We start from the raw sequence: 17,924 nt of genomic DNA on the forward strand, positions 1-17,924 counted from the left end.
GTCTTACCCGGCGCTGCCGGCGGCAGCATGCAATCCGATTAACACGATATTCTCGACCACACGGTACGGCACTTTCAGCATCGGCGCAATATACGGCGCGGCGCCACCGGAGATGATGCACTCGCTGGCCCCGTGCAGCGCGAACGCGTGCTCGATGGCGCCGCTCTGCGCGGCCAGGCAGCCGCTCAGGATGGCGTCGTCGGTATTGTCGGCGAATCCGTCGGCCAGCTTACCGTCTTGCGCGATTTGCGGCAACTGCGCGGTGTTGCGCGCCAGCGAACTGGCCATCAGGCCCAGGCCCGGCAGGATCATCCCGCCGAGGAACATGCCGTCGCCGGTGACGGCATCGATGGTGGTGGCGGTGCCGCAGTTGGCGACGACGATATCGTGCCCCGGCGCCAGCGCGTGGCCGGCGATGGCGGCGGCGAAACGGTCGCAGCCCAGCTGTCCTGGATTGCGGTAGCCGTTGGTCACGCCGGCCAGCGACGGCAGCGAGGCAAACCAGTCGATCGCGTATTCGGGAAGCAGCATGGCGGGGAAGGTCCGCTGCAGCACGTATTCCAGCTGTACGCGCAGCGCGCCGCCGGCCACGTTGGCGATGATGATGCGGTCCACGCCGCGATCGCCGACCGCTTCGCTCAGGTGCAGTTCAAGGTGCAGCAGGTCGGCGTGCATGACGGCGCCGTGGGCGACCCATGCGCCCAGTTCCGTGCCCGGTTCGGCCAGCGCCCATTTGACGCGGGTATTGCCGGCGTCGATCAGTAAAATCATGATAGTCCGATAGTAGAAGATAAGCGTAGCGATACATCGCCGGACAGCACCTCGGCGCGGCCCTGTTCCGTATCGAGCATCAGGCGGCCGATGGCGTCGACGCCGGCGGCGCGGCCCTGTTGCAGCACCTTGCCGTTGTCGAGGATGACGACTTCCCGGCCTTGCCATGCATGTAGTTGGTTCCAGCGCTCGGCAAAGGGCGCGAAGCCGGTGTCGTCGAATTCGTCCAGCACGGCGGCCAGGCGGCTGAGCAGGGCGGCCATCAGCTGGTTGCGGTCCATCTTGGCCAGCCACGGCGCGGCGGCGACCTCGCGGCCGATGGCGGCTTCCAGTTCGTCCGGCATGACCAGGTTGATGCCGACGCCGATCACCGCCCAGATGCCGCTGTCGTGGCGGGACGGCTGGGTTTCGACCAGGATCCCGGCCAGTTTTTTACCATCGCGCAGCAGGTCGTTCGGCCATTTGATCTGCACCGGCACGCCGAGCGAGGCGATGGTTTCCGCCAGCGCCACGCCGACCGCCATCGGCAGGCCGGACATCCTTTGCAGCGGGCCCTTGAAGCGCCAGGCCAGCGAGAACATCAGCGCGGCGCCCGGCGCGGACAGCCAGCTGCGGCCGGCGCGGCCGCGGCCCGCGGTCTGGTTGCCGGCGATGCGCAAGGTAGGACCGCGCAAGCCGTCGACGCGGGCCAGCAGGTCGGCGTTGGTGGAGCCGGTTTCTTCGACGAGTTCAATCGCCACGTGCGACGCGCTCGTCGCACAGGTTGCGTTGATGGCGGCGGCGGACATGGTCATGGTCATGGCGGCGTGGCCGGCCCGGGCGGGGCGGCAGTTTCAACAGCGGCGGATGTGCGCGGCTTGTGCGGCGCCTTGCCGAAGGCGAAATCGTAGACCGCATTCGGCAGCGCCCTCAGCACCTTGGCGACGACCCCCATCTGCCACGGGATCACCTTGTAGCTGCTGCCGGCGGCAATGGCGCGCACGGCCCGGGCCGCGAATTTTTCCGGCGCCATCAGGAACGGCATCGGGTAGGGATTCACCCTGGTCATCGGCGTGTCGATGTAGCCGGGGCAGAGCGTCACCACCTTGATGCCGTAGGGTTTCATCTCCAGCCGCAGCGATTCGCAGTAGCTGATCACCGCCGCCTTGGAGGCGCTGTACGCTTCGGCGCCGGGCAGGCCGCGTATGCCCGCCACGCTGCCGATGCCGACCAGGCGCGCCGGCGCGCGCTGCGTCCGCATCGCGGCGATGAAGGGCGCGAAGGTGGCGGCGGTGGCGACCACGTTGGTCGCGATCACCGCTTCGAACACGGCGATGTCCTCGGCGAACTCGGTCAGCGTGCCGACCGAGATGCCGGCGTTGGCGATCACCACGTCGACGCCGCCCGCGTAGGCGAGGAAGGCTTGCGCGGCGGCCGCGATGGCGGCGTGGTCGCGCACGTCGGCCGCGTAGGCGCGGTGGCGTTCGGAATTGGGAAGGGTGGCGATCAGCTGGTCCAGCATCTCGCCGCGGCGGGCCAGCAGGCCGAGCGTGGCGCCCTGCGCCGCATATTCGGCGGCGAGGGCCGCGCCCAAGCCGCTCGAGGCGCCGGTGATGAAGACCCGCTGTGGGCCGGCGCCGTGGTCAGGCATGCTTATTTCTTTTCCGCTTTCGCTTTCGCGACCAGGATGTCCATCACCTGCAGGCCTTCGGCGTGCAGTTCCGCTTCGGTGTTGGCGGACTTGGAGCCCTCGTTGGCCATGGTCGGCGAGGTGACGTACTTGCCGTCGATGGCGATCATCGGCCACGAGTCGACGCCGTAGGCATCCATCATCGAGATCGACTTGCGCACGCTGCCGGCCACGCCGAAGCCGCGATAGGTGTCGATGAACTTCTGCTTGTCGATGCCCTGCTTGGCGATGAAATCGAATACCAGCTCGTCACGGTTCATGCGGTTGCGGTTGACGTGCATCTCGTTGAAGATCTTGCTGTGCATGGCGTCGTTCAGCAGGCCCATGGCGCTCAGCGTGAAGAACATCTTTTCCTGCGGCAGGTCGGTGCCGCTGCGCGAGATGTGCATGCGCTTGAAGACGATGGCGTCGCCCTGTTTCTTGACCCATGTGGTCAGCGACGGATCGAAGGCGAAGCAGTGCGGGCAGGCGTAGTCGAAGAACTCCAGCACTTCCACTTTCTTGCCGGTGTCGACCGGCTGCGGCGCCGCCAGCGTCTTGTACTCGACGCCGTTTTTTGGATCGGCGGGGGAGGCGGACGACAGTGCCACAGCGCTCATCATCAGCGCGCCAACTACGAATTTCATCAATCGCATCTTGAGACTCCTGGCTTATTTTTGATTGCGCACGACTGCGACGTCGACGCCGTTTTCGGACAACTTGCTGCGTACCTTGTTCATCGCCTCGACCTGGTTGAACGGGCCCAGACGCACGCGGTGCAGTACACCGGTGTCGGTGGCGCGGTCCGAGACGTTGGCCTCGAAGCCCAGCAGGGCCAGCTTGGCGCGGGCGCTTTCGGCATCGGCGATTTCACGGAAGGCGCCGGCCTGCAGGTAGTAGATGAATTTGTCGTCGCCGCTGTCCGCGGCGGCGGCCGGAGCCGCCTTGGCCGGCACCGGCGCGACGTTGGCGGCTGCCGGCACGGCTGCCGTCGCAGGCGGTGCCGCTTTAGGCTTTTCTGCCGGCGCAGGAGCTGCGGCCGGCGTGCCCTGGATCTTGTCCACCACCGCCTGCAGCGGATCGCCCGCCGGCGCCTTCGGCGTGTCCTTGGCAAAATCCTTTGCCGCTTCGCGCGCCGCGTCCTTGTTGCCGTACATCGGCTTGTTCGGATCGGCGGCCTGTCCCGCAGTCGGTTCCGTCGCCTTGCTGCTGCGTCCCTTGTCGGTGAACGGCGTCGAGCCCTTGTTGATCACCAAAGCCACGACGACGGCGATCGTCAGGCCGATGACCAGGCCGATCACGATGCCGATGATGGTGTTGCCCTGCTGACGCGAACGCGGGTTAAAGCTGGAGCGGAAATTCATTGTGCGGGATGTCCTTCGCAATTACATTTTATTGGGCGCGGAGACGCCGATCAGCGCCAGGCCGTTGCGCAGCACCTGGCGGGTGGCGACCATCAGCGCGATACGGGCCGCCTTGAGCGCCTCGTCGTCGACCAGCACGCGTTCGGCGAAGTAGAAGCTGTGCAGGTTGGCGGCCAGGTCGCGCAGGTAGAACGCGATCTGGTGCGGGCCCAGTTCGGCCTGCGCGCGCGCCAGCGTTTCCGGGTAGGCGGCCAGCGTGGCCAGCAGCGTCGCCTCGGTCGGCGCGGTCAGCGGCGACAGGTCGACGTTGGCCAGGTCGGCCTCGGCGCCGGTCCACTGCTCCAGCATGCGGCAGATGCGCGCATGGGCGTACTGCACGTAATACACCGGATTCTCGTCCGAGGTCTTCAGCGCGACGTCGACGTCGAACACGAACTCGGTGTCGGCCTTGCGCGAGATGAGGAAGAAGCGCACCGCGTCGCGGCCTTTTTCGATGTCGCCGCCGCCCGACCATTCAATCAGGTCGCGCACGGTCACGTAGGAGCCGGCGCGCTTGGAGATCTTGACTTCCTCGCCGCCCTTCATCACGGTGACCATCTTGTGCAGCACGTAGTCCGGATAGCCTTGCGGGATGCCGACGTTGACCGCCTGCAGGCCGGCGCGCACGCGGGCGATGGTGCCGTGGTGGTCAGACCCCTGGACGTTGATGGCCTGGGTGTAGCCGCGCTGGAACTTGACGATGTGGTAGGCGACGTCCGGCACGAAGTAGGTGTAGGTGCCGTCCTTCTTGCGCATCACGCGGTTCTTGTCGTCGCCGTAGTCTTCGGTCTTGAGCCACAGCGCGCCTTCTTCCTCGTAGGTCTTGCCGGACTTGTTGAGCATGTCCACGGCCGCGTCGACCTTGCCGTCGGCGTACAGCGACGATTCGAGGTAGTAGTTGTCGAACTTGACGCCGAAGGCCTGCAGGTCGATGTCCTGCTCGTTGCGCAGGTAGGTCACGGCGAAGTGGCGGATCGATTCGATGTCCTCGACGTCGCCCGAGGCGGTGGCCGGCGAGCCGTCCGAGGCCGACACGGTTTTCTTCGCCATGAAGTCGGCGGCGATGTCGGCGATGTAGTCGCCGTTGTAGGCCGATTCGGGCCACTGGGCGTCGCCCGGCTTGTAGCCGCGCAGGCGCGCCTGCACCGAGTTGGCCAGCGTCTGGATCTGCACGCCGGCGTCGTTGTAGTAGAACTCGCGGGTCACATCGTAGCCCTGGGAGCCGAACAGCGACGACAGCGCGTCGCCCAGCGCGGCCTGGCGGCCGTGGCCCACGTGCAGCGGGCCGGTCGGGTTGGCCGAGACGAATTCGATGATGACCTTCTTGCCCGCGCCGGCCGCCGAGGCGCCGTAGGACGCGCCTTGCGCCAGCACGGCCTTGACCACGGCCTGCTTGGAGGCGGCGGTGACGCGCAGGTTGATGAAGCCCGGGCCGGCGATGTCGGCCGATTCCACCAGGCCCTTGCCGGCCGGGTTGGCCAGCAGCGCGTCGACCACCTTGGTGGCCAGTTCGCGCGGGTTCATTTTCAGCTGCTTGGCCAGTTGCATGGCGATGTTGCAGGCCACGTCGCCATGCGAAGGATCGCGCGGCCGCTCCAGAACGACGTTGGCAGTGACGTCGGTACCGGCCAGGATGGGTGCGAGGGCGGCCCGGAACAGGGCGGTGATATCTTGTTTTTGTTGGGCGAGCATGAGCAGTCTGGCGGCCGGGCCGCGCTAAAAATGTATCCGAAAGCGAAAATGGCCGGCGGCGGGCGCCGGCCAAACAGCGGTAATTATACTGGTTTGCCAAGATGGTGCGTGGGCACGCCGGACGCGTGAAGCAAGAAAGCTGGCTGAAGTCAACGGCGCCTTTCTTCCGTCGCATTACAAAAGTGTAACGCCGCATTCGTTGCCATGGCGCGGATTTGAAAATATGATTTGCGCACATCCACCACCAAACGGAGCACCTCATGTCTGGATTCAAGCACGTGGTACTGGCGGCCGCCCTGCTGGCCTCGGCCCAGGCGCATGCCGGCGACGCCGTCTCCGGCCCGCTGCCCCCGGGGTGGACGCCGTTGCAGGGCGGGGCGACGCTGTCGGGGGCGTTCCGGCAGCCGGGCAGCACCGATGTCGCCGTGCTGGTGCGGCACGGCGGCGGGGAGGCATACGGCCTGGCCGTGGTTTCGGCGGCGGGAGGCAAGGCGGCGGGCGTGGTCAAGACCTTCGGCGATGCCCGGGCCAATCCGCCCAGCTTGTCCCTGGTCCGGCCGGGCAGCTACCGGCCCGTGTGCCACGACGGTGGCGATTGCCCGCCGCAGGCCATCGCCAACGAGGCGATCGGCCTGTGCTTCGGCGAAGCCAGCTGCGAGATCATCTATTTCCGGGACGGCGTCCTCCATGAGCTGGTGACGACGGACTGACGCCGGGGCCGGCCCCGGCCGGCATATATGTACCGTTACACTTCGCTTCATGCCCTTGTCATATGCACTGCTGTATACTGCGCGATCACGCCCGCCGGCAATACCTGGAATTAGCATATGAACAAGCAGCGCCCGACGCTCTCCTTAAAGTCCCCCGCAAAGGCTGCAGCGCCCAAGCTGCGCGCCAGCCATGCGCGCGACCTGAAACCGTCGCTGCAAACCAGCTTCCAGACCGGCCTCAAGCCCGATTCGCTGGCCTATAGCCTGATCGGCGCCGCCCAAGCGGTGGCTCAGGTCCGTACCGGCACCAATCTGCCGCAGGCGCTGGCCCAGGTCTGGGCCAAGGGCGACGCCACGCCGCAGGCGCGCGGCGCGATGCAGGACATCGCCTACCGCTGCATGCGCCAGCTGGGCCAGAGCGAAACCCTGATCGGCCTGATGGCGCCGAAGGCCCCGGAACCGCTGGTGGCGGCGCTGCTGGCCTGCGCGCTGGCGCTGATCACCGCGCCGGACGAGGTGCCGCCGTACGAGGAATTCACCGTGGTGGACCAGACCGTGACGGCGGCCGACGCCCATCCGGACACCGCCCGCGCCAAGGGCATGGTCAACGCCGTGCTGCGCCGCCTGCTGCGCGAGCGCAAGGCGCTGCTGGAGACCGCGCTGCTGCAGCCGCTGGCCAAGTGGAACTACCCGCAATGGTGGATCGACGCGGCCAAGGCCGCCTGGCCGCAGGACTGGCAGGGCCTGCTGGCGACCGGCAACACCGCGCCGCCGCTGACCTTGCGCATCAACGTGCGCAAGACCACGATGGAACAATACCTGGCCACCCTGGACGCGGCCGGCATGGCCGCCGAACAGATCGGCCCGTTCGCCGTGCGGCTGGCCAAGCCGGTCGGCGTGACCTTGATACCGGGCTTTGCCGACGGCGCGGTCTCGGTGCAGGACGCCGGCGCCCAGCTGGCCGCGCCGCTGCTCGATGTCCGGGACGGCATGCGCGTGCTCGACGCCTGCGCCGCGCCGGGCGGCAAGACCTGCCATATATTGGAGCTGGCCGACGCCAGCGTCACCGCGCTGGACGCCGACGCCAAGCGACTGGCGCGCGTGGGCGAGAACCTCGATCGGCTGCAATTGCAGGCCACGCTGCGCGCCGCCGACGCCCAGAGCGCCGGATGGTGGGACGGCAAACCGTTCGACCGCATCCTGGCCGACGTGCCGTGCACGGCCTCCGGCATCGTGCGCCGCCACCCGGATATCCGCTGGCTGCGGCGCAAGGGCGACACGCTCCAACTTGCAACACTTTCGTCCAAAATCCTCGACAATCTTTGGCAGATGCTTGCCCCGGGTGGTAAATTGCTATTCGTGACATGTTCCGTGTGGCCGCAGGAATCCGAGGCGCAGGCGGCCGCTTTTGCTGTACGTAATCAGGCTGTGCGGCTCGATGCGCCCGGTCAGTTGCTCCCCGCCGGCGGCTCCGGGCAGGATCACGATGGTTTGTTCTACGCGCTGTTCCAGAAAAATGCGTAACCGTTTTGCCTGTATATTCCCGAGTACGACGCAACCGACGCAACCATTGAGCACCGGCCCACACGTGACACGACGATTTTTTCGCCTCCTGATCGGACAACTGCTGCTGATACTGGCATGCCTGCTGCCGCAGGCGGCAAGCGCCGCCGATGGCGTCGAGATCCGCCGGGCGCTGGTCGAGGCCAGCGACGAGGGCTACCGGCTCAACGCCAAGTACGGCTTCGAACTGACCAAGGACATGGAGGACGCGCTGGGCTACGGCGTGTCGCTGTACTTCACCACCGAGATCGAATTCACCCGTCCGCGCTGGTACTGGTTCGACGAGAAGGCCATCGTCAAGCGCCAGACCCTGATACTGGGCTACAACGTGCTGACCCGCAGGTACAGCGTCAGCGTCAGCGGCGGCGTCAAGCTCAACTACTGGTCGTCGCTGGAAGAGGCGCTGGAGACGATACGCAACCCGAACCGCTGGGTGGTGGCGCCGCGCGGCGCGCTCAAGGTCGGCGAAACCTATAACGTCAAGCTCAGCATGGGGCTGGACCCCAACTACGTGTCCAAGCCGCTCAAGGTCAACGCCCTCAACAGCAGCGAATGGCGTCTGGCGTCGGACAAGAAAAACTTCCCGTATAAGGCGGAGTAGTGAGCACGGCCCTGCGGTATTTTTCCGTCGTCGGCGGCGCCATTGTCAGTATCCTGCTGTTCCTGCTGGCGTCCGCGTCGGCCAATTCCGGCTTTTTCGACCGCTACTACGCCTGGCTGCTGGGCCTGAACGCGGCTGTGGCCGGCGCCTTGCTGCTGCTGGTGGCGGTGTCGCTGTTCCGCCTGTATGCCCGCTACAAGAGCGGCAAGTTCGGCTCCAAGCTGATGGCCCGGCTGGTGCTGCTGTTTGCCGCCATCGGCGTGCTGCCGGGCCTGGTGATCTTCCTGGTGTCGGTGATGTTTGTTTCCCGGTCGATCGAATCCTGGTTCAACGTGCCGGTCGAGCAGGCGCTGGAATCGGGCATCAACCTGAGCCGCGCCGGCCTGGACGCGGCGTTGGGCGACCTGACCGTGATCGCCCAAAGGACCGTCCAGCAACTGGCCGAGCAACCCTACGGCACCGAGCGCGCCACCCTGGCCGGCCTGGTCAAGGAACAGGCGGGCATGCAGAACGCCATCATCGTCGATGCCGAGGGCGGCCTGGTCGTCAGCGCCCGCGCCAGCCGCAGCGGCAACCTGTCGGCCGACCTGCCGACCCGCGAAATGATGGACAAGGCCAAGAGCGGCGACAGCTACGGCGCGCCCGAGGGCGGCAACGAGCTGCGCAGCAACCTGATCGATGCACCGGTCAACCAGCAGGACAACGCCAACCAGCTGCGCCTGCGGGTGGTGATGGCGATCCCTGACCGGGTGCAGGACAACGGCACCCACCTGGCGCCGCGCTACCTGCAGCTGATCCAGCTGGCGCCGGCCCAGCTGGCCGCTGACGGCGAAACCATCCGCAGCGCCTATTCCGACTACAAGGAGCGCTTCGTGGCCCGCGTCGGCCTGCGCAAGATGTACATCGTCACCCTGACCCTGACCCTGCTGCTGGCCGTGTTCGGCGCCATCGCCAGCGCCTTCCTGATCGCCAGCGACCTGGCCCAGCCGCTGCTGCTGCTGGCCGAGGGCACGCGCGCGGTGGCCGAGGGCGACCTGTCGCCGCGGCCCATCGTCGCCACCTCGGACGAGCTGGGCACGCTGACGCAGTCGTTCAACACCATGACGCGCCAGCTGTCGGACGCGCGCAGCGCCGTCGAGCGCAACCGGGCGGCGCTGCAAAACGCGAAAGCCCACCTGGAATCGGTGCTGGCCAATATGTCGGCCGGCGTGATGGTGCTGGACCACGAATTCCACCTGATCAGCTGCAACGACTCGGTCGAGCGCATCCTGCAGCAGGCCGGCGTGACGATGATAGGGCAGAAGCTCGACGAGATCGAAGGCTTGCAGGAGTTCGGCGGCGCCATCGTGGCCGCGTTTGCCGCGCAGAGCGCGCAATCGGCGGCCGGGCGCAACCTGCAGCGGCTGCACTGGCAGCGCCAGATCGAGGTGCCGCGCCGCAGCGCCAGCCTGGACGACAACGACCTGACCTTGCTGACGCGCGGTTCGCGCCTGCCGGTCGAGGGCGGCGGCAGCGGCTACCTGGTGGTGTTCGACGATATTTCCGACGTCATCTCGGCCCAGCGCTCGATCGCCTGGGGCGAAGTCGCGCGGCGGCTGGCGCACGAGATCAAGAACCCGCTGACGCCGATCCAGCTGTCGGCCGAACGCCTGCAGATGAAGCTCGAAGGCAAGCTGGCGCCGGCCGACGAGGAGCTGCTCAACCGCGGCACGGCCACCATCGTCAACCAGGTGGCGGCGATGAAGCGCATGGTCGACGACTTCCGCGACTACGCCAAGACGCCGCCGGCCGTGCTGCAGCCGCTGGACCTGAACGCGCTGGTCGAGGAAATCCTGCACCTGTACCTGAGCGGCGAGGGAGACGACATCATCCACCCGCAACTGGCGCCCGGCCTGCCGCTGGTGATGGGCGACGCCACCCAGCTGCGCCAGGTGATCCACAACCTGCTGCAGAATTCTCAGGACGCGATGGCCGAGCTGCCGGCCGGCGCGCCGCAACCGCACATTGACGTGATCAGCGAAGCCATTCATTATCAGGGCGCGGACGGCAGCACGCGCACGGCGGTGCGCCTGGCGATCTCCGACAACGGCCCCGGATTCGCGCCGAAGATCCTGGCGCGGGCGTTCGAACCGTATGTCACGTCGAAGGCGCGCGGCACCGGCCTGGGCCTGGCGATGGTGAAAAAAATTATCGATGAACATGGGGGACGGATCGATATCCAGAACCATGTCGATAGAAGTGGCGCGTCGGTATTGATTTTGCTGTTAAAGTTAGCACCGGCGACGCAAAATACCTAGTTTCAATGACTAAAAAAATCATTGCCGCACATATGACGGCGAAATGAGGAAGGCAAGGGAAGATGGCAAACATTCTGGTAGTGGACGATGAAATGGGTATCCGCGAGTTGCTCTCGGAAATCTTGAGCGACGAGGGACACGCAATACAACTGGCGGAAAACGCCCAGCAGGCGCGCGAGGCGCGTGCCGGCGGCGCGCCGGACCTGGTGCTGCTCGATATCTGGATGCCGGATACGGACGGCGTCACCTTGCTCAAGGAATGGCAGCGCGACGGTTTGCTGACCATGCCGGTGATCATGATGTCCGGCCACGCGACGATCGATACGGCGGTCGAGGCGACCCGCATCGGCGCGCTCAATTTCCTGGAAAAGCCGATCGCGCTGCAAAAACTGCTGAAGGCGGTCCAGCAAGGCTTGACGCGGGCCCAGGAAACGGTGCGCGCGCCGGCGCTGGCGCCGCGTCCGGCGGTGGCCCAGCCGGAGGAGGTGGCCAATGTCAGCTTCACGCAGGCTCCGGCCGCGTCGATCACCGTGCGCGGCGGCGCCACCGTCGCCGGCAGCGACAACCACATGTTCAACCTGTCGTTCGACCTGCCGCTGCGCGAGGCGCGCGACGCCTTCGAGCGCATGTACTTCGAGCACCACCTGGGCCGCGAAGGCGGCAGCATGACGCGCGTGGCCGAGAAGACCGGCCTGGAACGCACCCACTTGTACCGCAAGCTCAAGCAATTGGGCGTGGAGCCGGGCAAGCTGGCAAAAAAGGGCGCCTGAGTCCGTGACCGGACCCATGGTCCCCGGCGCTGCCCCCAAGCGGGCGCCGGTGCCGACCTGGCTGGTTACGGGCTCTCGCGCCGGCGAGCGCGAAAACGCCATTGCCGCCCTCCTGACGACGGGAGTGGCCAGCGTCATCATCCTGGAGGGCTTGTCGGACGGCGGTTCGGCACTGGCCTTCGACCCTGCCGACGGTCCCGTCCGGCTCGATCCTGTTCCGCAAGTGTTGCGTATTGCCCCCGGCTGTCTTCATTGCAGCGGCAATCTCGTTTTGCGAGTAACATTGAATCGCGTGCTGCGCCAACCTCCCGCGCGGCTGTATATCAGTCTGGCAACGGCCGAGCACCTGGAGCTGCTGCGTTCCTGGCTGTCCGAGGCGCCCTACGGCGAGTTGCTGGATTTGCAATCCGATATCGCGGCCTAGACCCAGCCTGCCGATCGGGCCTTGTAGGACTTGAATCGTCTGCTTTCGGCCCCATTTCTGTGCTGAAGGCGGAACCGAAGAGTGTCTCGCCCCCTGGAGAAAGGAAGCAAAATGAACCTCATCTACAACAGCGAACAGTACAGCGTGGTCGAATTCGGCGCTGACCGGAATCTGGATGCCTTGCGTTTCGGCGGCTATGAAATCGTCGACAAGGGCGGCAAACGGGAGATTTTCATCAACGGCATCCTGGCGCAGAACTTCCGCCGCGACGTCAACGAGCTGATCGCCGGCGAGCCGACGATGGCGGAAATTGATGAATTTCTGGGCAGTTACGATGAGTTGATGAGCCATCCGGTGGCCCTGCACTGAGATCGCAGGCGGCACATGGCGTTATAATCACGCCATGTGCCAACTTCTAGGAATGAATTGCAATGTCCCCACCGACATTGTGTTCAGCTTTACCGGCTTCGCCATGCGCGGCGGCCAGACCGACACCCACCACGACGGCTGGGGCATCGCCTTTTTCGAGGGCGCCGGCGTACGCCATTTCGTCGACCACCAGGCTGCCATCGCCTCGCCGATCGCCGAGCTGATCAAGCGCTATCCGATCAAATCCAAGAACGTCATCGCCCACATCCGCAAGGCCACGCAAGGCCAGGTGGCGCTGGAGAATTGCCATCCCTTCGTGCGCGAGCTGTGGGGGCGGTACTGGGTGTTCGCCCACAACGGCGACCTGAAAGCGTTCGCGCCGCTGCTGAACGGCGCCTACCGCCCGGTCGGCACCACCGACAGCGAACAGGCGTTCTGCTATATTTTGCAGCAGTTGCGCGCCCGCTTCGGCGAGCGGCGCCCGCCGCTGGCCACCTTGCGCGCCGCGCTGGCCGAGCTGGCCGGTGAAATCGCCGCCTACGGCACCTTCAACATGCTGCTGTCGTCCGGCGGCGAGCTGTTCGCCCATTGCTCGACCCACCTGTTTTACCTGGTGCGCCAGTATCCCTTCGATACCGCCAAGCTGTCCGACGAGGATGTCAGCGTCGATTTCTCGCAAGTGACGACGCCCAACGACCGGGTCGCCATCATCGTCACCCAGCCGCTGACGACCAACGAACAATGGACGGCTTTTACCGCCGGTGAACTGAAAGTGTTTATCGACGGTATTCCTCAAGCGGCAGATTGATATAAATTATCCAGACAGCCAGCCGCAATACTGTCAAAATATTAGTATGGCGAAATATCAGCCCCATGCCTTGGACTGACTAGCAATGATCGATCTCTCCCAACAAGATGCCGGTTCCCGCAGCCTGCGCGTGCGCGAATTCTATCTGGGCCGCCAACCCATCCTGGATCGCAACCAGGCGCTGTTTGGTTATGAGTTGCTTTTCCGCAACGCTCCGGTCGGCCCGGCCAACGTCACCAACGAACTGACCGCGACCGCGGCGGTGATCGCCCATGCCTCCCAGCTGGGGATGGAAAAAACCATCGGCGACGCGCTGGGTTTCGTCAATGTCGATGCCAGCGTGCTGATGACCGACATCTTTTCCTTCCTGCCGCGCGAGAAAGTGGTGCTGGAGATCGTCAATACGATGCAGGCGACGCCGCAAATCCTGACCCGCATGCAGGAGCTGGTGGGCCATGGTTTCAGCTTCGCGCTGGACGACGTGACCGGCGACACCGGCAAGGTCGCCGAGCTGCTGCCGCTGGTCGACTACGTCAAGATGGACATGCGCAACATCCCGCTGTCGACGCTGATGAAGCTGGCGCCGCGCTTCCGCCAGGATAAGAAAAAGCTGGTGGCCGAGAAGGTCGAGACGCGCGAGGAATTCAAGAATTGCCTGGACCTGGGCTTCGATTACTTCCAGGGCTATTACTTCGCCAAGCCGGTCATCATGAGCGGCAAGAAGCTGTCGCCGTCGCAGCTGGCGGTGATGGAGCTGATGACCCTGGTCACCTCGGAAGCGGACAACCAGGACATCGAGCGCGCCATCAAGCGTGACGTGTCGCTGGCGCTGAACCTGCTGCGGCTGGTGAACACGCCGGCCGTCGGCGCCCGCCAGCGCATCGATTCGCTGAGCCAGGCGGTGACGATACTGGGCCGCCGCCAGCTGCAGCGCTGGCTGCAGATCATGCTGTACGCCGAACCGAGCAAGCGCGGCCACAGCATGACGCCGCTGCTGATGCTGGCCACCACCCGCGGCCGCCTGCTGGAGCTGTTGGCCGGCAAGCTGCGGCCCAGCCATCGGGGCGTGGCCGATATCGCTTTCACGGTCGGCATCATGTCGCTGATGGATACGTTGTTCGGCATACCGATGTCGGAGATCCTGGCCCAGATACCGGTCAACGAGGAAGTGTCGGAAGCGCTGCTGTACCGCGGTGGTTTCTTTGGCGACCTGCTCAAGCTGGCCGAGTGCATCGAACGCATCGAAGAGATGGACGACCACATCATTCCAACGCTGCGCGATCTCGCCATGTCTACCGACGAACTGGTGGAGCTGGAAATGGCCGCCTTCGAATGGAGCGACAACGTGGTGCGCTACGCCTTGTAACGCACCACGAACTGCAGGTCACGCGCCGTTCAAGTCGCGTGGCCGGCGCCTGGCCAGTGCTTGACCAGTTCGGGATCGGTGCGCATTTCCCACAGCGCCAGCACCACCACCGCGATGCCGACCACCACCGAGTTCCACATCAGCTCGCGGTTGTCGGCGATTTTCAGCACCCACGGCGATACCGCCACCCAGATCCCCACCAGCAGGTTGAGCACCACGGCCCAGAAGTAGGTCTTGTACAGGTCGAATGCCGCCAGTATCGCCATCACCGCGCCGGAAATGAAGGCGGTCCAGGCCTGCGTGGACGGAATCGGATAGCCGAATACCCAGGGCGTGATGAAGAACCACAGCCCCAGCAACAGGATCAGCTGGTCTTGCCAGCGTTTGACGGATGGATTAGTTGCCATATGCGCCTCCCAAAGACAGGCCGCCGGATGGCGGCGTTCATTCTTAGGCCGCGGGTGTGGTGAAAAGTTCATCGCGGCTTGCCATTTAATTATTGCAACGTTATGCTCGTGCCCTTGTGATAACACTCGACGGGACAGCTCTATGGCCTCTGTTTTACTCAGCGTGGATCAGGTATCCAAATCGTATGGCGCGCGCAAGGCGGTCGACGGCGTCTCGTTCAAGGTGCATCAGGGCCAGACCGTCGGCCTGATCGGCCCCAACGGCGCCGGCAAGTCCACCACGGTGGGCATGATCTGCGGCCTGCTGCAGGCCGACAGCGGCGGCATCACGATGGATGGCGAGACCATTACGCTGGGCGTCAGCGGCGCCAAGCGCAAGATCGGTTTCGTGCCGCAGGACCTGGCGCTGTACGACGACCTGACGTCGATGGAAAACCTCAAGCTGTTCGGCGCGCTGTACGGCCTGAAGGGCGCGTTGCTGAAGCAGCGCTGCGAGCAGGCGCTGGCGCTGGTCAACCTGGCCGACCGCGCCAACGACAAGCCGGCCACCTTTTCCGGCGGCATGAAGCGCCGCCTCAACATCGCCGCCGCGCTGCTGCACGATCCGCAGCTGCTGATCCTCGACGAGCCGACCGTCGGCGTCGACCCGCAAAGCCGCAACGCCATCTTCGACACGCTGGAAGCGCTGAAGGCGCAGGGCCGCTCGCTGATCTACACCAGCCACTACATGGAGGAAGTCGAGCGGCTGGCCGACCACATCGTCATCATCGACCACGGCAAGGTGCTGGCCGACGAAACCCCGGCCGCCCTGTACCAGCGCCTGCCGGCACAGGCCGCGCTGCGCGCCGAGCTGGCCGCCGAACCGTCGGCCGCGCTGCTGGACGGCGTCAAGGCGCAACCGGGCGTCACCGGCGTGCAGTGCGAAGGCCATGCGCTGGACATCGGCCTGGCCGACGCCGCGCGCGCGCCGGCGGTGCTGGCCTGGCTCGCCGGACAGGGGCCGCTGCTGCACTTCGCCACCGCCAAGACTTCGCTGGAAAACATCTTCCTCAACCTGACCGGCCGCAGCCTGCGCGACTGATAGGAACACCATGACTGCTTTGATCGCACTGGTCCGCAAAGACCTGATCCTGTATATCAACGACAAGCGCGCGCTGATGCTGCACCTGCTGATGCCCGTGATCCTGGCGGCCTTCTTCGGCTCGCTGTTCGGCGGCGGCTCGGAGGCCAAGACCAGCAAGATCGAGGTCGGCCTGGTGCAGCTGGACCAGTCCGACAGCGGCAAGAAAATCGCCGCCGGCCTGAAAGGAGACAGCTCGCTGAAGGTCGTCGAGCTGAGCGACGCCGAGGCCAGGGCCCGGGTGCGCGAGGGCAAGCTGGCGGTGGCGGTGGTGATCCCCGACGGCTTTGGCGAGCGCGCCGGCGACGCCCTGTTCAGCGGCCGCGACAAGCCGGAAATCCCGGTCTACTACGATCCTTCGCAATCGACGATGCTGGCGATGGTGAAGGGCTTGCTGACGCAGCAGGTGATGCAGGTGACCAGCGCCGCCGTCATGAGCCCGAAGGGCAACAAGACCACGGAACGGCAGCTGGCCGAACTGCAGGCCAGCGGCGCCAGCGATCCGGACAAGGCCCAGATCAGCGAGTTCCTCGTCAGCCTGAAAAAATTCCAGGACCAGCGCGCCGCCACCGAGGCCGAGAAGGAAGCCGCCGCCAAGGCCGGCGGCAAGCCGGCGCCGGAAACCGCTCCGGTCGGCATGAGCATGCCCTACACCACGCAGGACCAGCCGCTGAGCAGCGGTCCCAAGTACAACGGCTATGCGCACTCGTTCGCCGGCATGGGCGTGCAGTTCATCCTGTTCATGGGCATCGACATGGGCATCGGCATTTTGCTGGCGCGCCGCATGGGCATCTGGAACCGCCTGCTGGCGGCGCCGATCTCGATGACGACGGTGCTGGCCGGACGCGCCATCTCCGGCGCCATGATCGCGTTGGGGCTGATGTGCGCGATGTTTGCCTGCGCCGTGCTGATCTTCAAGGTCGAGATCAGCAGCATCGGCGGCTTCCTCGGCATCGCCCTGAGCTTCTCGCTGATGACGGCGGCCTTCGGCCTGCTGATCGCCGCCTTCGGCAAGACGCCGGAAGCGGCGCGCGGCATCGCCGTGTTCGCCACGCTGATCATGGTGATGCTGGGCGGGGCCTGGGTGCCGTCGTTCATCTTCCCGGAATGGGTGCAGCAGGTCACGCTGGTGGTGCCGACGCGCTGGGCCATCGACGGCTTCGACGCCGTCACCTGGCGCGGCCTCGGCCTGGAAGGCGCGCTCAAGCCGATCGCCGTGCAGCTGGGTTTTGCGGCGCTGTTCGGTTCGCTGGCGCTGTGGCGCTTCCGCCGTTAAAGTTTCCGCAAAACAATCCGTTACATAAGGATACAAACCGTTTCGTGAGCTTTTTCGATGGCGTTATCCGTCAGGTCCCTGATCGCGCAGTGCGTCAATCAGGTCATCCGCCAGCACTATCCTGAACAATATTGTTCGCTGTGCCACGTGTACGCCATCGTCGGTTCGAATCTGATCAGCATCGTGCTGGACCGGGTCTACCGGCCGGTGGCGGGCCTGGCCGCGGTCGATTGCGGCGCCGGCCGGCTGATGCGCATGATGGACAACGACGCCTTTTCCAATCCTGCCGGCGGCGCCTATCACTGCTGGATCGAATCGGCCGACGACCTGGTCGGCGAGCGGGAAGTGGTCGACCTGACCTTCCGCCACAACCACACCTACGCTGAAAAGAATGGCTACGGCTGGCACCGCGAGCCGCCGCCCGACTATTTGTGGGGACCGCAAAGCCGCATCGTGGTCAAGGCGCCGCTGGCGGCGATCCCCGACGGCTTCCCCGACGGCATGGTGTGGTTGTGCGAAACGGAAGAGGGCTGGCAGTGGATGACGCGCCAGCTGATGGAGCACCAGAACGCCTTCGTGGCGCTGACGGCGGAGGCCTTGAAGCTGTTGAAGCAAAGCCTGCCGCCCGGATCCACGCTGCTGGCGCCGGCGGCGCCGCAGGTGAACACGCCGGCCACCGTGGTGATGGCCGCGCTCTAG

The 17,924-nt window shown here is 65.5% G+C and carries 19 protein-coding genes; 12 read left to right on the forward strand and 7 right to left on the reverse strand.

The genetic code is table 11. The features are described 5' to 3' along the window. Positions 1 to 3: 3 nt before the first annotated feature. Genes ABWW33_RS04355 through argS form a run of 6 tightly spaced genes read right to left on the reverse strand, consistent with a single transcriptional unit; the run spans position 4 to position 5,514 of the window. Positions 4 to 771: a type III pantothenate kinase gene (locus ABWW33_RS04355; RefSeq protein ID WP_176654849.1), complete on the reverse strand. Its 768-nt coding sequence runs from the start codon at positions 769 to 771 to the stop codon at positions 4 to 6. After that, positions 768 to 1,571, reverse strand: coding sequence for a biotin--[acetyl-CoA-carboxylase] ligase (locus ABWW33_RS04360; protein ID WP_353399339.1), 804 nt, complete (start codon positions 1,569 to 1,571; stop codon positions 768 to 770). Before ABWW33_RS04360 ends, ABWW33_RS04355 begins: the two co-directional genes overlap by 4 nt. Beyond that, positions 1,568 to 2,401, reverse strand: a complete 834-nt coding sequence (locus ABWW33_RS04365; RefSeq protein WP_353399341.1) for an SDR family oxidoreductase — start codon at positions 2,399 to 2,401, stop codon at positions 1,568 to 1,570. Before ABWW33_RS04365 ends, ABWW33_RS04360 begins: the two co-directional genes overlap by 4 nt. 2 nt (positions 2,402 to 2,403) lie before the next feature. Beyond that, entirely contained in the window at positions 2,404 to 3,075 is a 672-nt protein-coding gene (locus ABWW33_RS04370) for a thiol:disulfide interchange protein DsbA/DsbL (RefSeq protein ID WP_353399343.1), read from the reverse strand. 15 nt (positions 3,076 to 3,090) lie between these two features. Then, entirely contained in the window at positions 3,091 to 3,783 is a 693-nt protein-coding gene (locus ABWW33_RS04375) for an SPOR domain-containing protein (RefSeq protein ID WP_353399346.1), read from the reverse strand. 21 nt (positions 3,784 to 3,804) lie between these two features. Beyond that, positions 3,805 to 5,514: an arginine--tRNA ligase gene (argS, locus tag ABWW33_RS04380; RefSeq protein ID WP_353399349.1), complete on the reverse strand. Its 1,710-nt coding sequence runs from the start codon at positions 5,512 to 5,514 to the stop codon at positions 3,805 to 3,807. Positions 5,515 to 5,774: 260 nt separating this feature from the next. Between argS and ABWW33_RS04385 the strand changes: the two genes are divergently transcribed. The 9 genes from ABWW33_RS04385 (at position 5,775) to ABWW33_RS04425 (ending at position 14,422) form a co-directional block, all read left to right on the forward strand. Next, the gene (locus ABWW33_RS04385) at positions 5,775 to 6,224 is read left to right on the forward strand and encodes a hypothetical protein (RefSeq protein WP_353399351.1); all 450 of its coding nucleotides are present in this window, start codon (positions 5,775 to 5,777) and stop codon (positions 6,222 to 6,224) included. A gap of 117 nt (positions 6,225 to 6,341) precedes the next feature. Beyond that, on the forward strand, positions 6,342 to 7,748 hold the full coding sequence (rsmB, locus tag ABWW33_RS04390; RefSeq protein WP_353399354.1) for a 16S rRNA (cytosine(967)-C(5))-methyltransferase RsmB: 1,407 nt from the start codon (positions 6,342 to 6,344) through the stop codon (positions 7,746 to 7,748). Next, positions 7,741 to 8,388, forward strand: coding sequence for a DUF4390 domain-containing protein (locus ABWW33_RS04395; RefSeq protein ID WP_353399357.1), 648 nt, complete (start codon positions 7,741 to 7,743; stop codon positions 8,386 to 8,388). Before rsmB ends, ABWW33_RS04395 begins: the two co-directional genes overlap by 8 nt. Next, positions 8,388 to 10,685, forward strand: coding sequence for a sensor histidine kinase (locus ABWW33_RS04400; protein ID WP_353399360.1), 2,298 nt, complete (start codon positions 8,388 to 8,390; stop codon positions 10,683 to 10,685). The genes ABWW33_RS04395 and ABWW33_RS04400 overlap by 1 nt, the downstream gene beginning before the upstream one ends. Positions 10,686 to 10,747: 62 nt before the next feature. Next, entirely contained in the window at positions 10,748 to 11,455 is a 708-nt protein-coding gene (locus tag ABWW33_RS04405) for a response regulator (protein ID WP_176654839.1), read from the forward strand. A gap of 4 nt (positions 11,456 to 11,459) precedes the next feature. Continuing rightward, the gene (locus tag ABWW33_RS04410) at positions 11,460 to 11,879 is read left to right on the forward strand and encodes a GTPase (protein WP_353399363.1); all 420 of its coding nucleotides are present in this window, start codon (positions 11,460 to 11,462) and stop codon (positions 11,877 to 11,879) included. A gap of 111 nt (positions 11,880 to 11,990) precedes the next feature. Beyond that, positions 11,991 to 12,248, forward strand: a complete 258-nt coding sequence (locus ABWW33_RS04415) for a BTH_I0359 family protein (RefSeq protein WP_176654838.1) — start codon at positions 11,991 to 11,993, stop codon at positions 12,246 to 12,248. Between the two features lie 34 nt (positions 12,249 to 12,282). Then, on the forward strand, positions 12,283 to 13,056 hold the full coding sequence (locus tag ABWW33_RS04420) for a class II glutamine amidotransferase (RefSeq protein WP_353399367.1): 774 nt from the start codon (positions 12,283 to 12,285) through the stop codon (positions 13,054 to 13,056). Between the two features lie 85 nt (positions 13,057 to 13,141). After that, positions 13,142 to 14,422, forward strand: a complete 1,281-nt coding sequence (locus ABWW33_RS04425) for an EAL and HDOD domain-containing protein (protein ID WP_176654836.1) — start codon at positions 13,142 to 13,144, stop codon at positions 14,420 to 14,422. 29 nt (positions 14,423 to 14,451) lie between these two features. On the opposite strand, the gene ABWW33_RS04430 is transcribed toward ABWW33_RS04425, so the two are convergent. Beyond that, the gene (locus tag ABWW33_RS04430; RefSeq protein ID WP_353399370.1) at positions 14,452 to 14,829 is read right to left on the reverse strand and encodes an SPW repeat protein; all 378 of its coding nucleotides are present in this window, start codon (positions 14,827 to 14,829) and stop codon (positions 14,452 to 14,454) included. A 142-nt stretch (positions 14,830 to 14,971) separates the two neighbouring features. On the opposite strand from ABWW33_RS04430, the gene ABWW33_RS04435 reads away from it, so the two are divergent. Genes ABWW33_RS04435 through ABWW33_RS04445 form a run of 3 tightly spaced genes read left to right on the forward strand, consistent with a single transcriptional unit; the run spans position 14,972 to position 17,924 of the window. After that, positions 14,972 to 15,910 carry an ABC transporter ATP-binding protein gene (locus tag ABWW33_RS04435; RefSeq protein ID WP_353399373.1) on the forward strand — a complete coding sequence of 313 codons (939 nt, stop codon included), beginning with the start codon at positions 14,972 to 14,974 and terminating at the stop codon, positions 15,908 to 15,910. A gap of 10 nt (positions 15,911 to 15,920) precedes the next feature. Continuing rightward, positions 15,921 to 17,225, forward strand: a complete 1,305-nt coding sequence (locus ABWW33_RS04440; RefSeq protein WP_353399376.1) for an ABC transporter permease — start codon at positions 15,921 to 15,923, stop codon at positions 17,223 to 17,225. 57 nt (positions 17,226 to 17,282) lie between these two features. Then, on the forward strand, positions 17,283 to 17,924 hold the full coding sequence (locus tag ABWW33_RS04445) for a hypothetical protein (protein WP_353399379.1): 642 nt from the start codon (positions 17,283 to 17,285) through the stop codon (positions 17,922 to 17,924).

Source organism: Duganella hordei (genome assembly GCF_040369125.1).
Classification (GTDB): Bacteria; Pseudomonadota; Gammaproteobacteria; order Burkholderiales; family Burkholderiaceae_D; genus Rugamonas; species Rugamonas hordei.

Bases quoted from the DNA above. Each gene is read 5' to 3' on its own strand.
- ABWW33_RS04415 (WP_176654838.1), top strand. From the start codon at position 11,991: ATGAACCTCATCTACAACAGCGAACAGTACAGCGTGGTCGAATTCGGC.
- ABWW33_RS04445 (WP_353399379.1), top strand. From the start codon at position 17,283: ATGGCGTTATCCGTCAGGTCCCTGATCGCGCAGTGCGTCAATCAGGTC.
- ABWW33_RS04425 (WP_176654836.1), top strand. From the start codon at position 13,142: ATGATCGATCTCTCCCAACAAGATGCCGGTTCCCGCAGCCTGCGCGTG.
- ABWW33_RS04355 (WP_176654849.1), bottom strand. From the start codon at position 771: ATGATTTTACTGATCGACGCCGGCAATACCCGCGTCAAATGGGCGCTG.
- ABWW33_RS04360 (WP_353399339.1), bottom strand. From the start codon at position 1,571: ATGACCATGACCATGTCCGCCGCCGCCATCAACGCAACCTGTGCGACG.
- ABWW33_RS04420 (WP_353399367.1), top strand. From the start codon at position 12,283: ATGTGCCAACTTCTAGGAATGAATTGCAATGTCCCCACCGACATTGTG.
- ABWW33_RS04440 (WP_353399376.1), top strand. From the start codon at position 15,921: ATGACTGCTTTGATCGCACTGGTCCGCAAAGACCTGATCCTGTATATC.
- ABWW33_RS04385 (WP_353399351.1), top strand. From the start codon at position 5,775: ATGTCTGGATTCAAGCACGTGGTACTGGCGGCCGCCCTGCTGGCCTCG.
- ABWW33_RS04395 (WP_353399357.1), top strand. From the start codon at position 7,741: ATGCGTAACCGTTTTGCCTGTATATTCCCGAGTACGACGCAACCGACG.
- ABWW33_RS04375 (WP_353399346.1), bottom strand. From the start codon at position 3,783: ATGAATTTCCGCTCCAGCTTTAACCCGCGTTCGCGTCAGCAGGGCAAC.
- ABWW33_RS04405 (WP_176654839.1), top strand. From the start codon at position 10,748: ATGGCAAACATTCTGGTAGTGGACGATGAAATGGGTATCCGCGAGTTG.
- ABWW33_RS04370 (WP_353399343.1), bottom strand. From the start codon at position 3,075: ATGCGATTGATGAAATTCGTAGTTGGCGCGCTGATGATGAGCGCTGTG.
- rsmB (WP_353399354.1), top strand. From the start codon at position 6,342: ATGAACAAGCAGCGCCCGACGCTCTCCTTAAAGTCCCCCGCAAAGGCT.
- ABWW33_RS04365 (WP_353399341.1), bottom strand. From the start codon at position 2,401: ATGCCTGACCACGGCGCCGGCCCACAGCGGGTCTTCATCACCGGCGCC.
- ABWW33_RS04430 (WP_353399370.1), bottom strand. From the start codon at position 14,829: ATGGCAACTAATCCATCCGTCAAACGCTGGCAAGACCAGCTGATCCTG.
- ABWW33_RS04435 (WP_353399373.1), top strand. From the start codon at position 14,972: ATGGCCTCTGTTTTACTCAGCGTGGATCAGGTATCCAAATCGTATGGC.
- argS (WP_353399349.1), bottom strand. From the start codon at position 5,514: ATGCTCGCCCAACAAAAACAAGATATCACCGCCCTGTTCCGGGCCGCC.